At 51.6% G+C, this 20,364-nt stretch carries 4 protein-coding genes; 3 read left to right on the top strand and 1 reads right to left on the bottom strand.

Annotated elements, in window-relative coordinates; translation table 11 throughout:
• From AACX68_RS18600 to AACX68_RS18590, 3 genes are all read left to right on the top strand, one after another.
• On the top strand, window positions 1-17,287 hold a 17,287-nt coding region (locus AACX68_RS18600; RefSeq protein WP_370630307.1), incomplete at its 5' end, for a non-ribosomal peptide synthetase.
• Window positions 17,288-17,411: 124 nt separating this feature from the next.
• The gene (locus tag AACX68_RS18595) at window positions 17,412-18,293 is read left to right on the top strand and encodes an IS982 family transposase (protein ID WP_228860092.1); all 882 of its coding nucleotides are present in this window, start codon (window positions 17,412-17,414) and stop codon (window positions 18,291-18,293) included.
• 68 nt (window positions 18,294-18,361) lie between these two features.
• Window positions 18,362-18,862, top strand: coding sequence for a hypothetical protein (locus AACX68_RS18590; protein ID WP_339389380.1), 501 nt, complete (start codon window positions 18,362-18,364; stop codon window positions 18,860-18,862).
• Between the two features lie 328 nt (window positions 18,863-19,190).
• Here the strand turns inward: AACX68_RS18590 and AACX68_RS18585 are convergent, their stop codons facing one another.
• On the bottom strand, window positions 19,191-20,195 hold the full coding sequence (locus AACX68_RS18585; protein ID WP_228860090.1) for an IS110 family transposase: 1,005 nt from the start codon (window positions 20,193-20,195) through the stop codon (window positions 19,191-19,193).
• Window positions 20,196-20,364 lie beyond the last annotated feature (169 nt).

Genomic DNA, 20,364 nt, shown 5'->3' with positions numbered 1-20,364 from the left:
CAAACGGCTGGTAGCCTATGTGGTGGCGGACGCAGAAGCAGGGCTGGCGAATAACCTGCGTGAGCACCTGAGTGCGGCTCTGCCGGAGTATATGGTGCCGGCGGCGTTTGTACGTCTGGATATCTTCCCGTTAACCCCGAATGGCAAACTGGATCGCAAGGCGTTGCCGGTGCCCGGTGAGGACGCGTTTGTCCGCCAGAGGTATGCCGCTCCTCAGGGAGAAACCGAAATCGCCCTGACAGCTGTCTGGCGTGAGTTACTGGATATCGAAAAAATTAGCCGACACGACAATTTCTTTGCGCTGGGCGGACATTCCCTGCTGGCAGTGCGGGTGGTGAACCGGATAATGGCCGTATTGGGTGTGGAATTACCGCTGACAGTGCTGTTTAATTCGCCTTCGTTGGCGGCCCTAGCTCAGGAGATACAGGCTCGGCGGGATAAACAAGGCAATGTTGCGTTGCCTGCCATATTACCCATCTCCCGAGAAGGAAAATTACCATTATCCTTTGCCCAACAGCGCTTGTGGTTCCTGGCTCAGCTCGACGGTGTCAGTGAAACATACCATATCCCCCTGATGCTGCATTTGCGCGGCCGACTGGATATCACCGCCTGGCAGCAGGCCCTGAATGCCGTCTTTGCTCGCCATGACGCGCTGCGTACGGTATTTGTTTCCGTTGACGGTCAGCCACAGGTCCGACTGCTGGAAAAAGACAGCGGGTTGCCGCTGGTCCAGCATGATTTACGCGGACACCCAGAGGCAGACACGGTACTGGAACAGTTGTACACCGAAACGATGTCTGCGCCGTTTGATCTCAGCCGAGGACCACTTATCCGGGCCGCGCTTATCCGGCTGACGGAGGAAGACTATCAGTTTTTACTGACCCAGCATCATATTGTCTCCGATGGCTGGTCGGTTACGGTATTGATACAGGAACTGAACGCACTCTACACCGCCTTTCTGGCTGGGCATCCGGATCCATTGCTCCCGTTGACCATCCAATACCCGGATTATGCCGCTTGGCAGCATCAGTGGCTTTCCGCTGAGCGCACCCAGATGCAGTCTGACTATTGGCGCACTGTGTTGGCAGATGCGCCGGTGCTGCTGGATTTGCCCACGGACAGGCCTCGGCCGTCAGCACAGTCGTTTGTCGGTTATGCCATGCCTGTCCGGTTAGAACCGACACTGACCGCCGCCCTCAAGCACTTAAGCCAACAACACGGTGTTACGTTATTTATGACCGTGCTGTCAGCCTGGGGTGTCGTCTTATCACGGTTGTCCGGTCAGGAGGATATCATTATCGGTACTCCTAGTGCCGGCCGTAGCCGACAGGAAGTGGAGCCGTTGATAGGCTTCTTTGTCAACACACTGGCCTTGCGAATGGCGGTTTCGGGTGAACTGACGGTGGCGGAATGCCTGACACAAGTTCGGGAAACCGCGTTAGCCGCCCAAATCCATCAGGATCTGCCGTTTGAACAGGTGGTGGAAATCGTACAACCGCCCCGTCGGCTGGCGCATACGCCCCTGTTCCAGGTGATGTTTGCCTGGCAGAACAATGAACAGACGGACTGGATCTTGCCGGGGTTGACGGTCACATCGGTTGATCAGACTGTTGACATCGTTAAGTTTGATCTTGAGCTGGAAATGTATGAGGAAGCCGGTGGGATTAGTGGGGCATTGCATTACAGTAGCGCGCTATTTGATCACACTACGATTGAGCGGCATATGGAGTATTTGCAGGCCGTGCTGCAAGCGATGGTGACCAATGCCCAACAGAAGGTAGGGGACATCAATATGCTGGCGCCGGCAGAGCGCCAGTTATTGCTGGATACATGGAATGTAACGGAAACGCCGTATCCTGACGTAATGTGTATTCATCAATTATTTGAACAGCAGGCAGAAAAAACGCCGGATGCCATGGCACTGGAGTATCAAGGACATTGCCTGAGTTATGCCGAACTCAATACCCGGGCTAACCGGTTGGCTCATCAATTAATTGCGTTGGGAGTAGAGCCGGAACAACGGGTCGCTATTTGTGTGGCACGCTCACCTGTTATGGTTGTGTCACTATTGGCGGTGCTGAAAGCGGGCGGAGCCTATGTACCGTTGGACACCACCTATCCAGTGGAGCGTCTGACCTATATTCTGAGTGACAGTACGCCATCAGTGATATTAGCGGATAGGATCGGACAGTCCATATTGGGTGACAAGGTATTGGCTGAGTTGACCGTTTTTGACCCGGCAGTGCAACTGGAGCAGCCGGACAGTAACCCGCAGGTTTCGGCCTTAACACCTCAGCATCTGGCCTATGTGATTTATACCTCTGGTTCTACCGGGCAGCCAAAAGGGGTGATGGTGGAACATCAGGCTCTTTATCAACGTACGTTGGGAGTAAATGAACTTTATGGTGTGACGACACAGGATCGGGTATTGCAGTTTGCGGCGTTTGCCTTTGATGTCTCCGTCGAAGAGTGTTTCTCGGCATTATGTCATGGTGCCACACTGGTTATTCGCGATGATGACTGGTTGGCTTCCATACCGGAATTTATCGCCTTATCTCAGCAAAACCACATCACGGTCATGTTCTTACCGACGCTGTTCTGGTCTGAACTGGCAGCCAGTGAACAAGCACTGCGACTGCCTGATGCCCTGAGACTTATCATCATTGGAAGTGAGGCAGTCAAAAAACATGCCATTCAAGACTGGTTCAGGCAGGACGGTTATCGCCCCCGACTATTAAACGCTTATGGGCCGACGGAAAATACGGTAACGGCAACCTGTCAGGAAATCTCATCGCCAAGCGAAGATCGTTCTATTGGTCGGCCACTTAAGAATACCCGTATTTATCTGCTGGATAAAAGAGGGCAACCCGTGCCACTAGGCTGTATGGGTGAAATCTACATTGGTGGTGTGGGCGTTGCCCGGGGTTACCTGAACCGCCCTGAACTGACGGATGAACGTTTCCTGATTGATCCGTTCAGTGATAGCTCGGATGCACGCATGTACCGTACTGGAGATTTAGGCCGTTATCTGCCGAACGGCAATCTGGAATTTCTGGGGCGCAATGACCAACAGGTGAAAATCCGCGGTTTCCGTATTGAGCCGGGGGAAATTGAAGCTCGGTTGATGGAGCACCCGGCTGTGCGTGAATCAGTGGTACTGGTGCACGGCGATGAGCTGGACAAACGGCTGGTGGCGTATGTGGTGGCGGACGCAGAAGCAGGGCTGGTGAATAACCTGCGTGAGCACCTGAGTGCGGCTCTGCCGGAGTATATGGTGCCGGCGGCGTTTGTGCGTCTGGATGCCTTCCCGTTAACCCCGAATGGCAAACTGGATCGCAAGGCGTTGCCAGTGCCCGGTGAGGAGGCTTTCTCCCGCCAACGTTATGAAGCGCCGCAGGGAGAAATAGAAATCGCCCTGGTTGCTGTCTGGCGTGAGTTATTGGGTATCGAAAAAATCAGCCGACACGACAATTTCTTTGCGCTGGGCGGACATTCCCTGCTGGCGGTGCGGGTGATAAACCGGATAATGGCTGTATTGGGCGTGGAATTACCGCTGACTGTGCTGTTTAATTCGCCGTCGTTGGCGGCTCTAGCTCAGGAAATACAGGCTCGGCGGGATAAACAAGACAATGTCGCGTTGCCCGCCATACTGCCTGTCTCTCGGGCGGAGACATTGCCGTTATCCTTTGCCCAACAGCGCTTGTGGTTCCTGGCTCAGCTCGATGGCGTCAGTGAAACGTATCATATTCCCCTGGCGCTGCATTTGCACGGTCAGTTGGATATCACCGCCTGGCAGCAGGCCCTGAATGCCGTCTTTGCCCGCCATGACGCGCTGCGTACGGTATTTGTTTCCGTTGACGGTCAGCCACAGGTCCGACTGCTGGAAAAAGACAGCAGGTTGCCGCTGGTCCAGCATGATTTACGCGGGCACCCAGAGGCGGACACGGTACTGGAACAGTTGTACACCGAAACGGTATCTGCACCGTTTGACCTCAGCCGGGGGCCGCTTATCCGGGCCGCGCTTATCCGGTTGACGGAGGAGGACTATGAGTTTTTGTTGATCCAGCATCATATTGTGTCTGATGGCTGGTCGGTCACAGTGCTGATACGGGAACTGAATGCGCTGTATACGACCTTTCTGACTGGGCAGTCGGATCCGTTGCCGCCGTTGGCCATCCAATACCCGGATTATGCAGCCTGGCAGCATCAGTGGCTTTCCGCCGAGCGCACCCAGGCGCAGTCTGACTATTGGCGGACTGTGTTGGCGGATGCGCCGGTGCTGCTGGACTTGCCTACCGATAGACCTCGGCCGCCAGAACAATCGTTTGTCGGTTATACCGTGCCTGTCCAGTTCGATCCGGCATTGACCGCCGCCCTCAAACACTTAAGCCAACAGCACGGTGTCACGTTGTTTATGACCGTACTGTCAGCTTGGGCCGTTGTCTTATCGCGTCTGTCCGGTCAGGACGATATCATTATCGGCACCCCCAGCGCCGGCCGCAGCCGGCAGGAAGTAGAGCCGTTGATAGGTTTTTTTGTCAGCACACTGCCCTTGCGGATGGCGGTTTCAGGTGAACTGACCGTAGCGGAATGTCTGGCCCGGGTGCGGGAAATTGCGTTAGCTGCCCAGGCACATCAAGATTTGCCGTTTGAACAGGTGGTGGAAATTGCTCAGCCGGCACGTCGGCTGGCACATACCCCACTGTTTCAGGTGATGTTTGCCTGGCAGAACAATGAACGCACAGATTTGGAATTGCCGGGCCTGAAAGTGTCACAAGTTGATCAAGCGTTGGATATTGTCAGATTTGATCTTGAGCTGAATTTGTTTGAAGAAGCAGGCGGGATTGTTGGCGATCTTGGCTATTCTGCTGCGTTGTTTGATAAATCGACCATAGAACGACAGGTAGGCTATCTGCATGCTGTATTGCACGCGATGGTGGCCAATGCTCAACAGAAAGTGGGGGAAATAGAGATTCTGGCTCCGGCAGAGCGCCGATTATTGCTGGAAACATGGAACGCGACGGCAACGCCGTATTCTGAAGCGGTGTGCATCCATCAGTTATTTGAACAGCAGGCAGAGAAAATTCCGGATGCCATCGCTGTAATGTATGAAGGGCAGACCCTCAGTTATGCCGAACTCAATGCCCGTGCCAATCGGCTGGCGCATCAGTTGATGGCGTTGGGGGTAGCACCAGACCAGCTAATCGTCAGTTGTGTGTCACGAACACCAGCCATGGTGGTGGGAATATTGGCCATACTAAAAGCTGGTGGGGCGTATGTGCCGCTGGATCCGGATTACCCCAGTGAACGTTTGGTACAGATGCTCACCGATACCGATCCTGCTATTGTTCTGACGGATGAAATTGGACGAGCGGCCTTGGGAGAGAAGGCACTGGCCGGACGGGTAGTGCTTGACCCGAATCGTTTGCCTGAACTGCCAGACAGTGATCCACAAATACAGTCATTAACTCCCCGGCATTTGGCGTATGTGATTTACACCTCCGGTTCAACAGGAACGCCCAAAGGGGTGATGGTGGAACATAATCAACTGGTGCAGGAAATTACTGCGCTGAGTACGACATTGTCGTTTAACACTTCTGATCGGATATTACAGTTCTGCAATACTTCGTTTGATGTCTGTGTATCAGAAATATTTTTTGCAATGACTAATGGTTCAGCACTCATATTGAGGACAAATCAGTGGACCTCCAGTGCATCGAAATTTTGGTCCCTGTGTGAGCGATATCAGGTGACTTATATATCCATTCCGGTTCAATTTTGGCGGATGCTGGCTGAAGCTAATCGAGGCGATATCTATCAGGGCGTGAGAATTATCTGTATCGGCGGGGAAACGATATCTCAACATGAATTAGAAGGCTGGTTATCTGTTTACCGTGAATTTCCTGTTTTGGTGAATTGCTATGGCGCGACAGAAGCGACGATTACCACGACGATTGCTTACCTAAATGAAAAAACAGGACAGTCCAATCTCATTGGCCGCCCACTGCCCAATATGCAAATGTACCTGCTGGATGCTTATGCTCAGCCAGTGCCATTAGGGACGATAGGCGAGTTGTATATTGGTGGGGTGAGTGTAGCGCGGGGTTATCTGAATCGGCCCGAGTTAACAACAGAGCGTTTCCTGCCCGACCTGTTCAGTGATAAACCCCATGCCCGGATGTACCGCACTGGTGATTTAGGTCGTTATCGGTCGGATGGCAATCTGGAATTTCTGGGGCGCAATGACCAGCAAGTGAAAATCCGCGGTTTCCGCATTGAATTGGGCGAAATTGAAGCCAGATTGGCTGACCATTCGGCAGTACGTGAATCGGTGGTACTGATGTTGGAAGAAGGGACGGACAAACGACTGGTGGCGTATGTGGTGGCAGACGCAGAAGAAGGGCTGGCGAATAGCCTGCGTGAGCACCTGAGTGTGGTTTTGCCGGAGTATATGATGCCGACGGCATTTGTCCGTCTGGACACCTTCCCGTTGACCCCGAATGGCAAACTGGATCGCAAAGCGCTGCCGGTGCCCGGTGAGGAGGCTTTCTCCCGCCAACGTTATGAAGCGCCGCAGGGAGAAATAGAAATCGCCCTGGTTGCTGTCTGGCGTGAGTTATTGGGTATCGAAAAAATCAGCCGACACGACAATTTCTTTGCCATGGGCGGACATTCCCTGCTGGCGGTGCGGGTGGTGAACCGGATAATGGCCGTATTGGGTGTGGAATTACCGCTGACGGTGTTGTTTAACTCGCCTTCGTTGGCGGCCTTAGCGCAGGAAATACAGACCCGACGGGATAAACAGGACAATACCACCTTGCCCATCATACTCCCCGTCTCCCGAGCGGGAAAATTACCGTTATCTTTTGCCCAACAGCGCTTGTGGTTCCTGGCCCAGCTCGATGGCGTCAGTGAAACGTATCATATTCCCCTGGCGCTGCATTTGCACGGCCAGTTGGATATCACCGCCTGGCAGCAGGCCCTGAATGCCGTCTTTGCCCGTCATGAAGCACTGCGCACGGTATTTATTTCCGTTGACGGTCAGCCGCAAGTTCGGCTGCTGGAAAAAGACAGCGGGATGCCGCTGGTGCAGCATGATTTACGCGGGAATCCAGAAAGAGACACGGCACTGGAACAGTTGTACACCGAAGCGGTGTCTGCGCCGTTTGACCTCAGTCGGGATCCGCTTATCCGGGCGAAGCTTATTCGACTGACGGAAGAGGACGCTCATTTTTTACTGACTCAGCATCATATTGTCTCCGATGGCTGGTCGGTCACGGTGCTGATACGGGAACTGAGCACGCTCTATACGGCCTTTTTGACCGGACAGCCGAACCCGTTGCCCCCGTTGGCCATCCAATATCCGGATTATGCTGTCTGGCAGCATCAGTGGTTTTCCGCCGAGCGCACCCAGACGCAGTCTGACTATTGGCGAACCGTATTGGCGGATGCGCCGGTGCTGCTGGAATTGCCTACCGACAGGCCTCGGCCGCCAGCACAGTCGTTTGCCGGTCAGGCAATGCCGGTTCACTTAGATTCGGCACTGACCGCCGCCCTCAAACAGTTAAGCCAGCAGCACGGTGTCACGTTGTTTATGACTGTGCTATCAGCCTGGGGCGTCGTCTTGTCGCGTCTGTCCGGTCAGGACGATATCATTATCGGTATCCCCAGTGCCGGCCGCAGCCGGCAGGAAGTGGAGCCGTTGATAGGCTTTTTTGTCAATACACTGGCCTTGCGAATGACGGTTTCGGGTGAACTGACGGCGGCAGAATGCCTGACCCAGGTGCGGGAAACTGCGTTAGCAGCCCAGGCACATCAGGATCTGCCGTTTGAGCAGGTGGTGGAAATCGTCCAACCGCCCCGTCGGCTGGCGCATACGCCCCTGTTCCAGGTAATGTTTGCTTGGCAGAACAATGAAAATATGGATTGGGTATTGCCGGGACTGGACGTCACACCGATTGATCAGATTTTTGACGCCGTCAAGGTGGTTAAGGCCGTTAAGTTTGATCTCGAACTGGAGCTGTATGAGAACGCTGGCGGGATTAGCGGGGCATTGAATTACAGTACTGCTCTGTTTGATCGCACTACGATTGAGCGGCACATGGGGTATTTACAGACCGTGCTGCAAGCGATGGTGGACAATGTCCAACAGAAGGTGGGGGATATCAATATCCTGGCGCCGGCAGAGCGCCAGTTATTGCTAGAAACGTGGAATGTCACGGAGACGCCGTATCCTGACGCGATGTATCTCCATCAGTTATTTGAACAGCAGGTACAGAAAACTCCGGGTGCCACAGCATTGGAGTATCAGGAACAGTGCCTGAGTTATGCCGAACTCAATACCCGGGCTAATCGGCTGGCCCATCAATTAATTATGTTGGGGGTAGCGCCAGATCAATTGATCGCGATTTGTGTCTCACGCACACCGGTCATGATTGTCGGGATATTGGCCATACTGAAAGCTGGCGGCGCCTATGTCCCGTTGGATCCGGCTTATCCCGGTGAACGTCTGACACAGATACTCATTGATGCTGCATCGGCTCTTGTTTTGGCGGATGAAACTGGACGAACAGTATTGGGCGATAAGGTGCTGGCTGGACGGAAGGTGCTTGACCCGAATGTCTGGTTTGACCAGCCGGATAGTAACCCACAGAGAGCGGTATTGACCCCTCATCATTTGGCCTATGTGATTTACACCTCCGGCTCAACAGGGATCCCGAAAGGGGTGATGGTAGAGCATCAGGCGTTGTACCAACGTTACTTGGGGGTGAATGAGCTTTATGGTGTGACGACGCAGGATCGTGTACTGCAATTTGCCACTTTTTCCTTTGATGTCTCCGTTGAGGAATGCTTCTCGGCATTATGCAATGGTGCCACGTTGGTAATGCGTGATGATAGCTGGCTGACTTCCATACCGGAATTTATTACTTTGACCCGACAAAACTACATCACGGTCATGTTCTTACCGACGCTGTTCTGGTCTGAATTGGCGGCCAGAGAGCAGAGACTGCCTGATGCCCTGAGACTTATCATCATTGGAAGTGAGGCAGTCAAAAAACATGCCATTCAAGACTGGTTCAGGCAGGACAGTTATCGCCCCCGGCTATTAAACGCTTATGGGCCGACGGAAAATACGGTAACGGCAACCTGTCAGGAAATCTCATCGCCGAGCGAAGATCGTTCTATTGGTCGGCCACTTAAGAATACGCGCATCTATCTGCTGGATAAAAGAGGGCAACCCGTGCCATTAGGCTGTATGGGTGAAATCTACATTGGTGGTGTGGGCGTTGCCCGGGGTTACCTGAACCGCCCTGAACTGACGGCTGAACGTTTTCTTATTGATCCGTTCAGTGGAGAATCCGATGCACACATGTACCGTACTGGGGATTTAGGCCGTTATCTGCCGGATGGCAATCTGGAGTTTCTGGGTCGCAATGACCACCAGGTTAAAATTCGCGGTTTCCGCATTGAACCGGGGGAAATTGAAGTCCGGTTGGCAGAGCACCCGGCCGTGCGTGAATCAGTGGTACTGGTACACGGCGATGAGCTGGACAAACGGTTGATCGCGTATGTGGTGGCGAACGTGGAAGCAGAGCTGGCGAATAGTCTGCGTGAGCACCTGAGTGCGGTTTTGCCGGATTATATGGTGCCGGCGGCATTTGTGCGTCTGGACACCTTCCCGTTGACCCCGAACGGCAAACTGGACCGCAAGGCGCTGCCAATACCTGATGAGGACGCGTTTGCCCGCCAGCTGTATGCCGCTCCCCAAGGGGAAATAGAAACCGCCCTGGCTGCTGTCTGGCGTGAGTTACTGGACATTGAAAAAATCAGCCGGTACGACAATTTCTTTGCACTGGGAGGACATTCTCTGCTGGTGGTGCGGATGATTGAACATTTGCGTCATCAGGGGCTTAAACTGGCAGTACGCGACCTGTTTCAGACACCCGTACTATCCCATCTGGCGCACAAACTGGGGCAGTACCAAGCCGTGCCCGTGCCTGACAATGTCATTACCTCGGATATAACCAGGCTCACGCCGACGATGTTGCCGTTGATAGACCTGACGCAGACGGATATTGACTATATCGTCGGGCAAGTACCGGGTGGCATGAGCAATATTCAGGACATTTATGCCCTGTCACCTTTGCAGGACGGGATATTATTTCACCATTTACTAGCAAACAAGGGGGATCCCTACCTGTTGGCCATCCAGATGATGTTTGCTGACCGCGCTTTACTGGACCGATATTTGGCCGCGGTGCAGCAAGTAATCAACCGTCACGATATTCTGCGAACGGCCTTTATCTGGCAGGGGATGTCTGTGCCAGCGCAAGTGGTCTTGCGTCAGGCAACGTTACGGGTTATCGAACTAACGTTAGATCCAGCGGAAGGACCGGTCAGTGAGAAACTAAGCCGGCATTTTGATCCTTGCCATTATCGTCTTAACTTAAGTGAGGCGCCGTTACTGCAATTTGTCATTGCCCGGGAAACGGATGGCCGTTGGTGCTTATTGGAATTACAGCACCACCTGATTGGCGACCACACGGCACAAGAAGTGATGCACCATGAAGTCCGGGCGTATCTGACGGGACAAGCGGAAACCCTGCCCACTCCGGTGCCGTTCCGTCATCTGGTGGCGCAGGCGAGGTTGGGCATCAGTCAGGAAGAGCACACCCGTTTCTTCACGGACATGCTGGCAGATGTGACAGAGCCGACACTGCCGTTTGGTTTAGCTGAGGTGCATCGTGATGGTTCGCAAGTAACGGAATATTTCCAGATGTTATCCGCTGAACTGAATCGCCGCCTGCGCCGTCAGGCCCAGCAGTTGGGCGTCAGTCTGGCGGCGTTATATCATCTGGCCTGGGCGCAAGTCTTGTCGCACACCAGCGGACAGGAAAAGGTGGTGTTCGGCACCGTGCTGTTTGGGCGTATGGCAGCGGGTACTGGGGCGGCGAGTGGGCTGGGGCTGTTTATTAATACCCTGCCGCTGCGGCTGGATATTGATAATACGCCAGTGCGGGAAAGTGTACAGCAGGCTCACACCCGACTGGCCGGATTATTGGCACATGAGCATGCATCACTGGCGTTGGCTCAACGGTGCAGTGGCATTGACAACGAAAGTCCCCTCTTCAGTGCCCTGTTGAACTACCGACATAATACGGTGTCAGCCCTGTCCAATGAATGGGTAAGCGGGATTGAGTTTGTTAACGGGCAGGAGCGGACTAGTTACCCCTTAGTGTTATCGATCGAAGATTTTGGTGATGCGCTGGGGTTGACGGCACAGACAGTTCAGCCTTTTGATCCTGCGCGGATATGCGGTTATATGCAACAGGCACTGGAAAGTCTGGCGGACGCACTGGAGCATACGCCGGACAGGTTGGTTCGGTGCTTGGAAATCCTACCGGAAGCAGAGCGCGCGCAGTTATTAACAACCCGGAATGTGACGGAAACACCATATTCTGCAACGTTATGTATCCATCAATTATTCGAGCAACAGACAGTGAAAACTCCGGACGCGACTGCGCTGGTGTATGAAGACCAGATGCTCAGTTATGCCGAACTCAATGCCCGGGCTAATCGCTTGGCGCATCAGTTGATGGCGTTGGGGGTAGCACCAGACCAGTTAGTGGCGATTTGTGTATCACGTTCATTGGCCATGGTAGTCGGGGTATTGGCCATACTAAAAGCTGGTGGGGCGTATGTACCGCTGGATCCGGCTTATCCCGGTGAACGGCTGACACAGATTCTCACCGATGCCGCCCCAGCTATTATCTTGGCGGATGAGACTGGGCGGACAGCCTTAGGCGAGCAGGTACTGGCCGAACGGAAGGTACTTGACCCTAATTATCTACCTGAACAATCGGACAGTAATCCACAGGTACGAGCATTGACTCCCCGTCATCTGGCCTATGTCATTTACACGTCTGGCTCGACAGGCACCCCGAAAGGAGTGATGGTCGAACATCGTAATATTCTGCGTTTATTTGAGGCGACTGAATTCTGGTATCACTTTAATCAACAAGACAGTTGGTGCCTGTTTCATTCCATTGCTTTTGATTTTTCGGTATGGGAATTATGGGGGGCATTGCGTTATGGCGCTAAACTAGTTTTAGTCCCCCACGCGATGACCCGCTCCCCACAGGAATTCCATCAATTTGTGTGTCGGCACAGTATCACGGTACTGAATCAAACCCCCAGTGCTTTCAAAGCTTTTATTGCCAGCTACGTTGATAATCCCTTACCGGATCAGTTACGTTATATCATTTTTGGTGGCGAAGCTCTTGATCCAAGTATATTGAAGCCGTGGTATCACTTGCGAAAAGACACTACACCACAGTTGGTGAATATGTATGGCATTACGGAAACGACTGTTCATGTGACTTACCGGGTACTCAATTACCATGATGTGATTCACACTGTCAGCCCGATTGGCACACGTATTCCAGATCTCACGCTGTATTTGCTGGACAAATATGGTCAACCCGTGCCAGAGGGTGTCACCGGAGAACTGTATGTCGGAGGTGCCGGTGTCGCCCGGGGGTACCTGAACCGACCTGAATTGACGGCAGAGCGTTTCCTGAGCGATCCGTTCAATGCCAAACCGGAAGCACGCATGTACCGCACCGGCGATTTAGCGCGCTACCTGCCGGATGGCAATCTGGAGTTTCTGGGGCGCAATGATCAGCAAGTGAAAATCCGTGGCTTTCGCATTGAACTGGGGGAAATTGAAGCCCGGTTGATGGATCACCCGGTAGTGCGTGGATCGGTAGTAGTGGCACTGGGTGAAGGTTCGGACAAACGGCTGGTGGCGTATGTGGTGGCGGACGTGGAAGAAGGGCTGGCGAATAGCCTGCGTGAGCACCTGAATACGGTTCTGCCGGAGTATATGGTGCCGACGGCGTTTGTCCGTCTGGACAGTTTCCCGTTGACACTGAATGGCAAACTGGATCACAAGGCGCTGCCGGTGCCCGGTGAGGACGCGTTTGCCCGCCAGAGGTATGCAGCTCCCCAAGGGGAAATAGAAACCGCCCTGGCTGCTATCTGGCGTGAGTTATTGGGTATCGAAAAAATCAGCCGACACGACAATTTCTTTGCGTTGGGTGGGCATTCCCTGCTGGCGGTGCGGGTGGTGAACCGGATAATGGCCGTATTGGGTGTAGAATTACCGCTGACTGTGCTGTTTAATTCGCCGTCGTTGGCGGCCTTAGCGCAGGCGATTCAGGCTCGATGGGATAACCAGGACAATGTCGCGTTGCCCGCCATACTGCCTGTCTCTCGGGCGGAGACATTGCCGTTATCCTTTGCTCAACAGCGCTTGTGGTTCCTGGCTCAGCTCGATGGCGTCAGTGAAACGTATCATATTCCCCTGGCGCTGCATTTGCACGGTCAGTTGGATATCACCGCCTGGCAGCAGGCCCTAAATACCGTCTTTGCCCGTCATGAAGCACTGCGCACAGTATTTATTTCCGTTGACGGCCAGCCGCAAGTCCGGCTTCTGGCAAAAGACAGAGGCGTGCCGCTGGTGCAGCATGATTTACGCGGAAATCCAGAAAGAGACACGGCACTGGAACAGTTGTACACCGAAGCGGTGTCTGCGCCGTTTGACTTCAGTCAGGGACCGTTTATTCGGGCGATGCTTATCCGGCTGACGGAGGAGGATACTCAGTTTTTACTGACCCAGCATCATATTGTGTCCGATGGCTGGTCGGTCACGGTGCTGATACGAGAACTGAATGCGCTCTACACGGCCTTTCTGGCTGGGCATCCGGATCCGTTGCCGTCGTTGGCCATCCAATATCCGGATTATGCTGTCTGGCAGCATCAGTGGCTTTCCGCCGAGCGCACCCAGACGCAGTCTGACTATTGGCGGGCTGTGTTAGCAGATGCGCCGGTGCTGCTGGATTTGCCTACTGACAGGCCACGGCCGCCAGCGCAGTCGTTTGTCGGTCAGGAGGTGCCTATCCAGTTCGACCCGACACTGACCGCCGCCCTCAAACAATTAAGCCAGCAGCACGGTGTTACGTTGTTTATGACCGTGCTATCGGCCTGGGGCGTCGTCTTGTCGCGGTTGTCCGGTCAGGACGATATTATTATCGGCACCCCCAGTGCTGGCCGCAGCCGACAAGAAGTAGAGCCGTTGATAGGCTTTTTTGTCAACACACTGGCCTTGCGAATGGCTGCTTCGAACAAACTGACCGTAGCGGAATGCCTGACCCGGGTGCGGGAAACTGCGTTAGCAGCCCAGGCACATCAGGATCTGCCGTTTGAGCAGGTGGTGGAAATCGTCCAACCGCCACGTCGGCTGGCGCATACGCCCCTGTTTCAGGTGATGTTTATCTGGCAGAACAATGAACACACGGACTGGGTATTACCGGGTCTGACCGTCACACCGATTGATCAGGTTTTTGACGCCGTCAAGGCTGTTAAGTTTGATCTCGAATTGGAACTGTATGAGGAATCTGGTGGGATTAGCGGAGTATTGAATTACAGTACCGCGCTGTTTGATCTCCCCACTATTGAACGACACATAGGGTATTTGCAGACCGTGCTGCATGCGATGGTGGCCAATGCCCAACAGAAGATAGGAGACATTGATATTCTGGCGCCGGCAGAGCGCCGGTTATTGCTGACTACCTGGAACACGACGGAAACGCTGTATCCTAAAGAATTATGTATTCATCAACTGATTGAACAGCAGGCAGCGAAAACTCCGGATGCCATTGCCCTGGTGTATGAAGAGCAGACCCTCAGTTATGCCGAACTCAATGCCCGGGCTAATCGAGTGGCCCATCAGTTGATTGAAGTGGGTGTTGAACCGGATCAACGGGTAGCGATGTGTGTGTCAAGATCACTAACAATGGTAGTTGGGGTATTGGCCATACTGAAAGCCGGTGGGACTTATGTGCCGCTAGATCCAGCCTATCCAGACGAAAGATTGGTCTATATGCTCGAAGACGCAGCTCCCGTTGCGGTACTAACTCAAACTGAGTGGGTTGACCGGCTAGCCAGCACTGTACCTACTGTAGTGCTCGATGCTCAAGCAGCATTCTGGATGTCATATTCCACCGATAATCCAGATCCTCAGGTGTTGGGACTCACATCACACCATCTGGCCTATGTCATTTATACCTCCGGCTCTACAGGACAGCCCAAAGGCGTGATGAACAGTCACCAAGCCTTATGCAACCGTCTGCTATGGTTCGTCCGAGATATTGCAACGACACCATTGGTAGGGGCACTGAAAACTAGCATCAGTTTTGTTGATTCCGTCACCGAGATGCTAGGCGTGTTGCTGGCCGGTGGTAAACTGGTTGTGTTCAGTGATCATGAAGTGAAAGATCTCGACCGTTTCAGGGATGGTTTACGCCGCTTTGGGGTTAATTATCTGGTGGTAGTACCTTCGCTGTTAAATCATTTAATTCAAGGTCATAGCGATGAGTTGAAATCCATTAGAACGTTGGTTTGCAGCGGAGAACGGCTGGATCCTGAACTGGCTCGACAAGTTGTGACGGATTCCCCTTGGCTCCGTCTGTTAAATTTCTATGGTTCATCCGAAATCAATGGTGATGCCACCTGGTATGAATACCCTGCTCAGACAGAAATACCAGAAGCATCAGTCATAGGCCGTCCCATCGGCAATACCCAAATTTATATTCTCGATCCTATTGGGCAACCTGTCCCGCTAGGCGTAGTCGGCGAAATTTATATTGGCGGTGCTGGTGTGGCTCGCGGTTATCTCAATCGGCCCGAATTAACAGCTGAACGTTTCCTTCATGATCCATATAGTGATAAGCCGGATGCACGTATGTACCGTACTGGAGATTTGGCTCGTTATCGTCCGGACGGCAATCTGGAATTTCTCGGTCGTAATGATCAGCAGGTGAAAATTCGAGGCTTCCGTATTGAACTGGAGGAGATTGAAGCCAAGTTGATGGAATATCCTGCAGTGCATGGATCAGTAGTGTTGGTACTGAATGACGGGATGGAGAAACGGTTGGTGGCTTATGTGGTGGCGGACGCTGAAGAGGGGCTGGTTAACAGTTTGCACATCCACCTAAATTCGGTTCTGCCGGATTATATGGTGCCGACAGCGTTTGTGCGACTGGATCGCTTCCCGTTAACCGCTAACGGCAAACTGGATCGACAGGCATTGCCAGCACCGGATAGCGAAGCGTTTGCCCGTCAACGCTATGAGGCACCACAAGGGGCAACCGAAATCATGTTGGCGGCGATTTGGCATGAACTGCTGGGCATTGATCAAATCAGCCGGCATGACAATTTCTTTGCCCTAGGAGGACATTCACTATTAGCTGTGAGAATAATGAATCTTGCCGCGGAGCAGGGCTTGAGTTTCACGCTAAATACCCTGTTTCAGTTCCCTGTGTTGGCCGAATTGGCAGCAAAAATTGCCTCAGATCCTCTGCTTCAACCGCAAAATAACGCCATATCAGTACGGTCTGGTGGAACAGGGTTGCCACTATTTTTTGTTCCTAGTGGCATAGGGGATTATTCATATGTCTTCGGGCTGTCTCAACATATCTCATCGTGTTATCCGATTTATGTATTGCCATGGCCTTCTATCAATGAAAAACCGATATCAACAATAGAAGAATTAGCAACCAGAATGATTGTCTTGATGAAAGCTATTCAGCCCATAGGCCCATATCGGATAGGGGGTTATTCTTCCGGCGGTATATTGGCCTATGCTATTGCCCAGCGACTTTTGAATACTGGTGAACGGGTTAATTACCTGGGGCTAATTGATTCACCTGCGCCTCATTATTTAGGAAAAGAAATTGTGCAACCCAAATATCATTTCCTTAGTGAACTCGCTCGACAGTTAGGAGGGGGGCATCCAGAAGAAATATTGGCGTTGTACCGGAGTGTTGAAGAGTTGAATTTGGTGCAATTTATTGAATTTGCACAAGAATTAGCATTATATCCGGCAAATCTACATGCTGATGTAATTGCCAAACGTTGGGAGCAAATTGCACATTATGCGCAAATAGTTACAGATTATGAACCGACAGCATTGACAATAACATTGCATCAATTCTATGCAATTGAATCTAATCCTATTATTTCTTTTATGATGGAAGAAACATCCGAATCTGTAAACACAGATCCCTCGTTAGGTTGGGCACATATAATGTCTGATGCTTTACTTCAGTTGATTGCTGTTTCGGGTAATCATTTTAGTATGATGGAGAACCATGAGCATAAAATCGCTTTAGTTGAAGCTTTGAATAGAACTTTGTTAATCAGTAGTGATACAGAGCCAGTATGATATTAATTTAACGCGATGCTCGGCTTTTAGGGTGAGTTGAAATGACATAGCCGCTCCTTTATAACTTTAAATCGTCAAAAATAGAGAAATAAAGGAACAAAAGGCTATGTCATAGCAAGATTTTATGATTTGGGTGTTTTGTTGGGTAGATGACAATTTAACGCAGTTACAGCAAGGTATGCGCTTCAGAAGCCGGGGATATCTGCCTAAACTGAGCGATGCAGAAGCCATTACGATGGAAGTGGTGGGTGAATTTTTAGGCTTTTCAACAGATAAAGGCATTTGGACGTACTTTAATGACCACCGGCGCGAGTGGTTTCCGGGGCTAGGTTCACGCGCCAATTTTGCTAAACAAATTTCGAATCTTTGGGCTGTTAAACAACAATTGCAAGAAAAGCTGGCGAGGTTATTGGGCGCGCTCGACAGGCCGGTACATATTATCGACGGATTTCCACTGCCCGTTTGTGGATTCAAAAGAGCAAAAGGCTGTGCCAACTTCAAAGGACAAGCCGATTATGGATACTGCGCCGCCAAAAACGAAACTTACTACGGCTTCAAAGGACATCTCATGATAGACGAAATCGGCGTGGTAACCGGGTTTACACTGACGCCCGCCAACGTCAGTGAGCGTGAAGCAAGCTGGGATGTGATCGGCTCGATAAAAGGCTGTTTGCTTGGAGATAAAGGGTATTTATGCTTTGAATTTAAACAGGAAATGAAGGTAGAGGGTATTGAAATGATTACCCCTGTGCGGGCCAATATGGATGATCCCCTCCCCAGAAAAACGAGAAGGGTCATTAATGCCAAACGCCGTTTAATTGAAACGGTGATTGGTCAACTCGCCGGACAATTTGCTATCGAGAAGTGCTGGGCACGAGATTTGTGGCATTTGAGTAATCGAATTGCTAGAAAATTTCTTTCTCACACGTTGGGTATTTTTGCCAATTTTCAACAAGGTAAAAGTCAACGCGACTGGCTTCAACAAGCCAACGTTATAGGATGTTAAAGTTGAGCATCGCGTTAATAATAATGACCAAATATCGCACTGAGATTATTGGAGCAGACGTAAACGTAATGAAGCATAACGAGAATGGGATATTTGAACATGTTTGTCTGATACCGCTGGTGGATATCCCCATTCGAGCCAATGCTGGCGAATGGGATAACAAAAAAGTGTTAGGAATGCGTCTGATTGTAGAATATCTACACAATCAAAAAATTGACAAAGAGAAAAATTTGCTCGCTTTACGCTGGATAGTAGCAACACTTTACATTATGGAAACTACAGCGAAGAACGAGATGCCTTATTATCGCAATCACGGCGTAATGTTAGAATTAGTAATGGACTCTGAACGGCTTGCAATGGCGAACAATATCGAAGGCGCAATACTTGAGAAGTTCGGTAAGGTGCAGGGGACAGAGAACGCCATATTAATGTACAACGATATGTTAGATGAAAATGGCCTTTTAAAATTATCACCAATGGGAATCGAGGTAATGGATAATATGCACGAAGCTTTTACGCTCGAAGTTGCCAATGGTGCACTAGATAAGGCCGAACCAACGAGACACTAAACGTATTAGTTCAGATGAGGTTTGATACTTCGCTGTAAATCCGTCACCATCATAACGATGTCATGTGGATTTTTATCCCGAACTACTGAGCACAAAATCTATGGTCACCCCCGTTTTTGCAACACTGATTTTCGATTAATGTTGGCTTGCTTAAATCTATCCGGCGTCTTTGTGGGCAAGGATGCCCGCGCCACGATGAGTTCCGCGCCTGATGAACCTGAAAAAAACCACGGCTTCATTGAGCCATTCATGTCATCAATAATCAGTCTTCGCAAAACCAGATGGGTAACTTCTTAATTAACTGTAAGTTCCCGCTACAGCGGGAGTGTTACTGTGCGAACACGGTCTGTCGTGTCGTTATCGCCCAGGCTATCCGGGCTAATTTGTTTGCCAGCGCACAAGCCACCACGCACGAATGTTTTCGTGCCAGCTGCGCTCTGACCCAGTCAGCGAGTCGCCCCGACTGGCCGTCAATGTGTTGGATAAAGACGCGAGCACATTGCACCAGTAACCGTCGCAGGTTCTTGTCACCACGTTTACTTATCCCCAGCAGCGTGTTTTTCCCACCGGTACTGTATTGCCGCGGCACCAGGCCTGTTGATGCAGCAAAATCACGACTGCGTGCATACTGCTTTCCATCTCCCAGCTGCGTTGACAAGACACTGGCGGTTATCGGCCCTATGCAGGGGATCGTCATCAGATGTTGCCCCGTTTCATCACGGGATAGCGACTGCGCGAGCTCGACTTCTATCTCGGTAATCTGTTCAACCAGATACTGATAATGCGCATGCAGGCGGAGTAGCAACTGCGACAGATAAGGTGGGAGCTTATTATCTGCCAGTACCGCTGAAAGCCGTTTTATCACCGCCATTCCTGTCGGCATACTGATACCAAATTCCAGCAAAAACGCATGCATCTGGTTTGTCGTCTTAACCTTATCCCTGATAAGAGACTCCCTAACCCGATGTAATGCTCTCATCGCTTGCTGCGCTTCAGTTCTGGGTTGAACAAACCGCATAGAGGGACGCGATGCGGCCTCGCATATGGCTTCAGCATCGACAAAATCGTTCTTGTTACTCTTAACAAAAGGGCGGACAAACTGCGGAGAAATCAGTTTTGCTTCGTGGCCTAAATCAGCAACCCGGTGAGCCATAAAGTGTGCCCCAGCGCAGGCCTCCATTACCACTGTAGCTGAAGAACACTGACCAAGAAATTCAAGAAGTTTGGCTCTGGTGAATTTTTTACGAAGAAGAGCTTTACCGGATTTATCCTGGCAATGAACGTGGAAAGAGTGCTTACCGAGATCGATCCCAATGAGTGTGACGTTTTGCATGATGGCCTCTCCAGAATGGAAAACACCCTGCCAGCCTACGCTCACAGGGTGGGGGTGACCATCTTGTATCTTTAATCTGGTTTATGCTGGTTAAGTGAGATTGGCAACAATCATGCAGTCAGACAACCATCAAGGGATTAAGCCCGTTAATGAGCTTTCGACGCATGAT

Source organism: Xenorhabdus sp. PB61.4 (assembly GCF_963894935.1).
In the GTDB taxonomy this organism is placed as follows: Bacteria; Pseudomonadota; Gammaproteobacteria; order Enterobacterales; family Enterobacteriaceae; genus Xenorhabdus; species Xenorhabdus stockiae.
Note: the sequence above shows the minus strand (reverse complement) of the source record. Positions and strands in the feature narration are given on the sequence as shown.

Coding starts and splice junctions, on each gene's coding strand:
- AACX68_RS18595 (WP_228860092.1), top strand. CDS start 17,412: ATGATTTGGGTGTTTTGTTGGGTAGATGACAATTTAACGCAGTTACAG.
- AACX68_RS18590 (WP_339389380.1), top strand. CDS start 18,362: ATGAAGCATAACGAGAATGGGATATTTGAACATGTTTGTCTGATACCG.
- AACX68_RS18585 (WP_228860090.1), bottom strand. CDS start 20,195: ATGCAAAACGTCACACTCATTGGGATCGATCTCGGTAAGCACTCTTTC.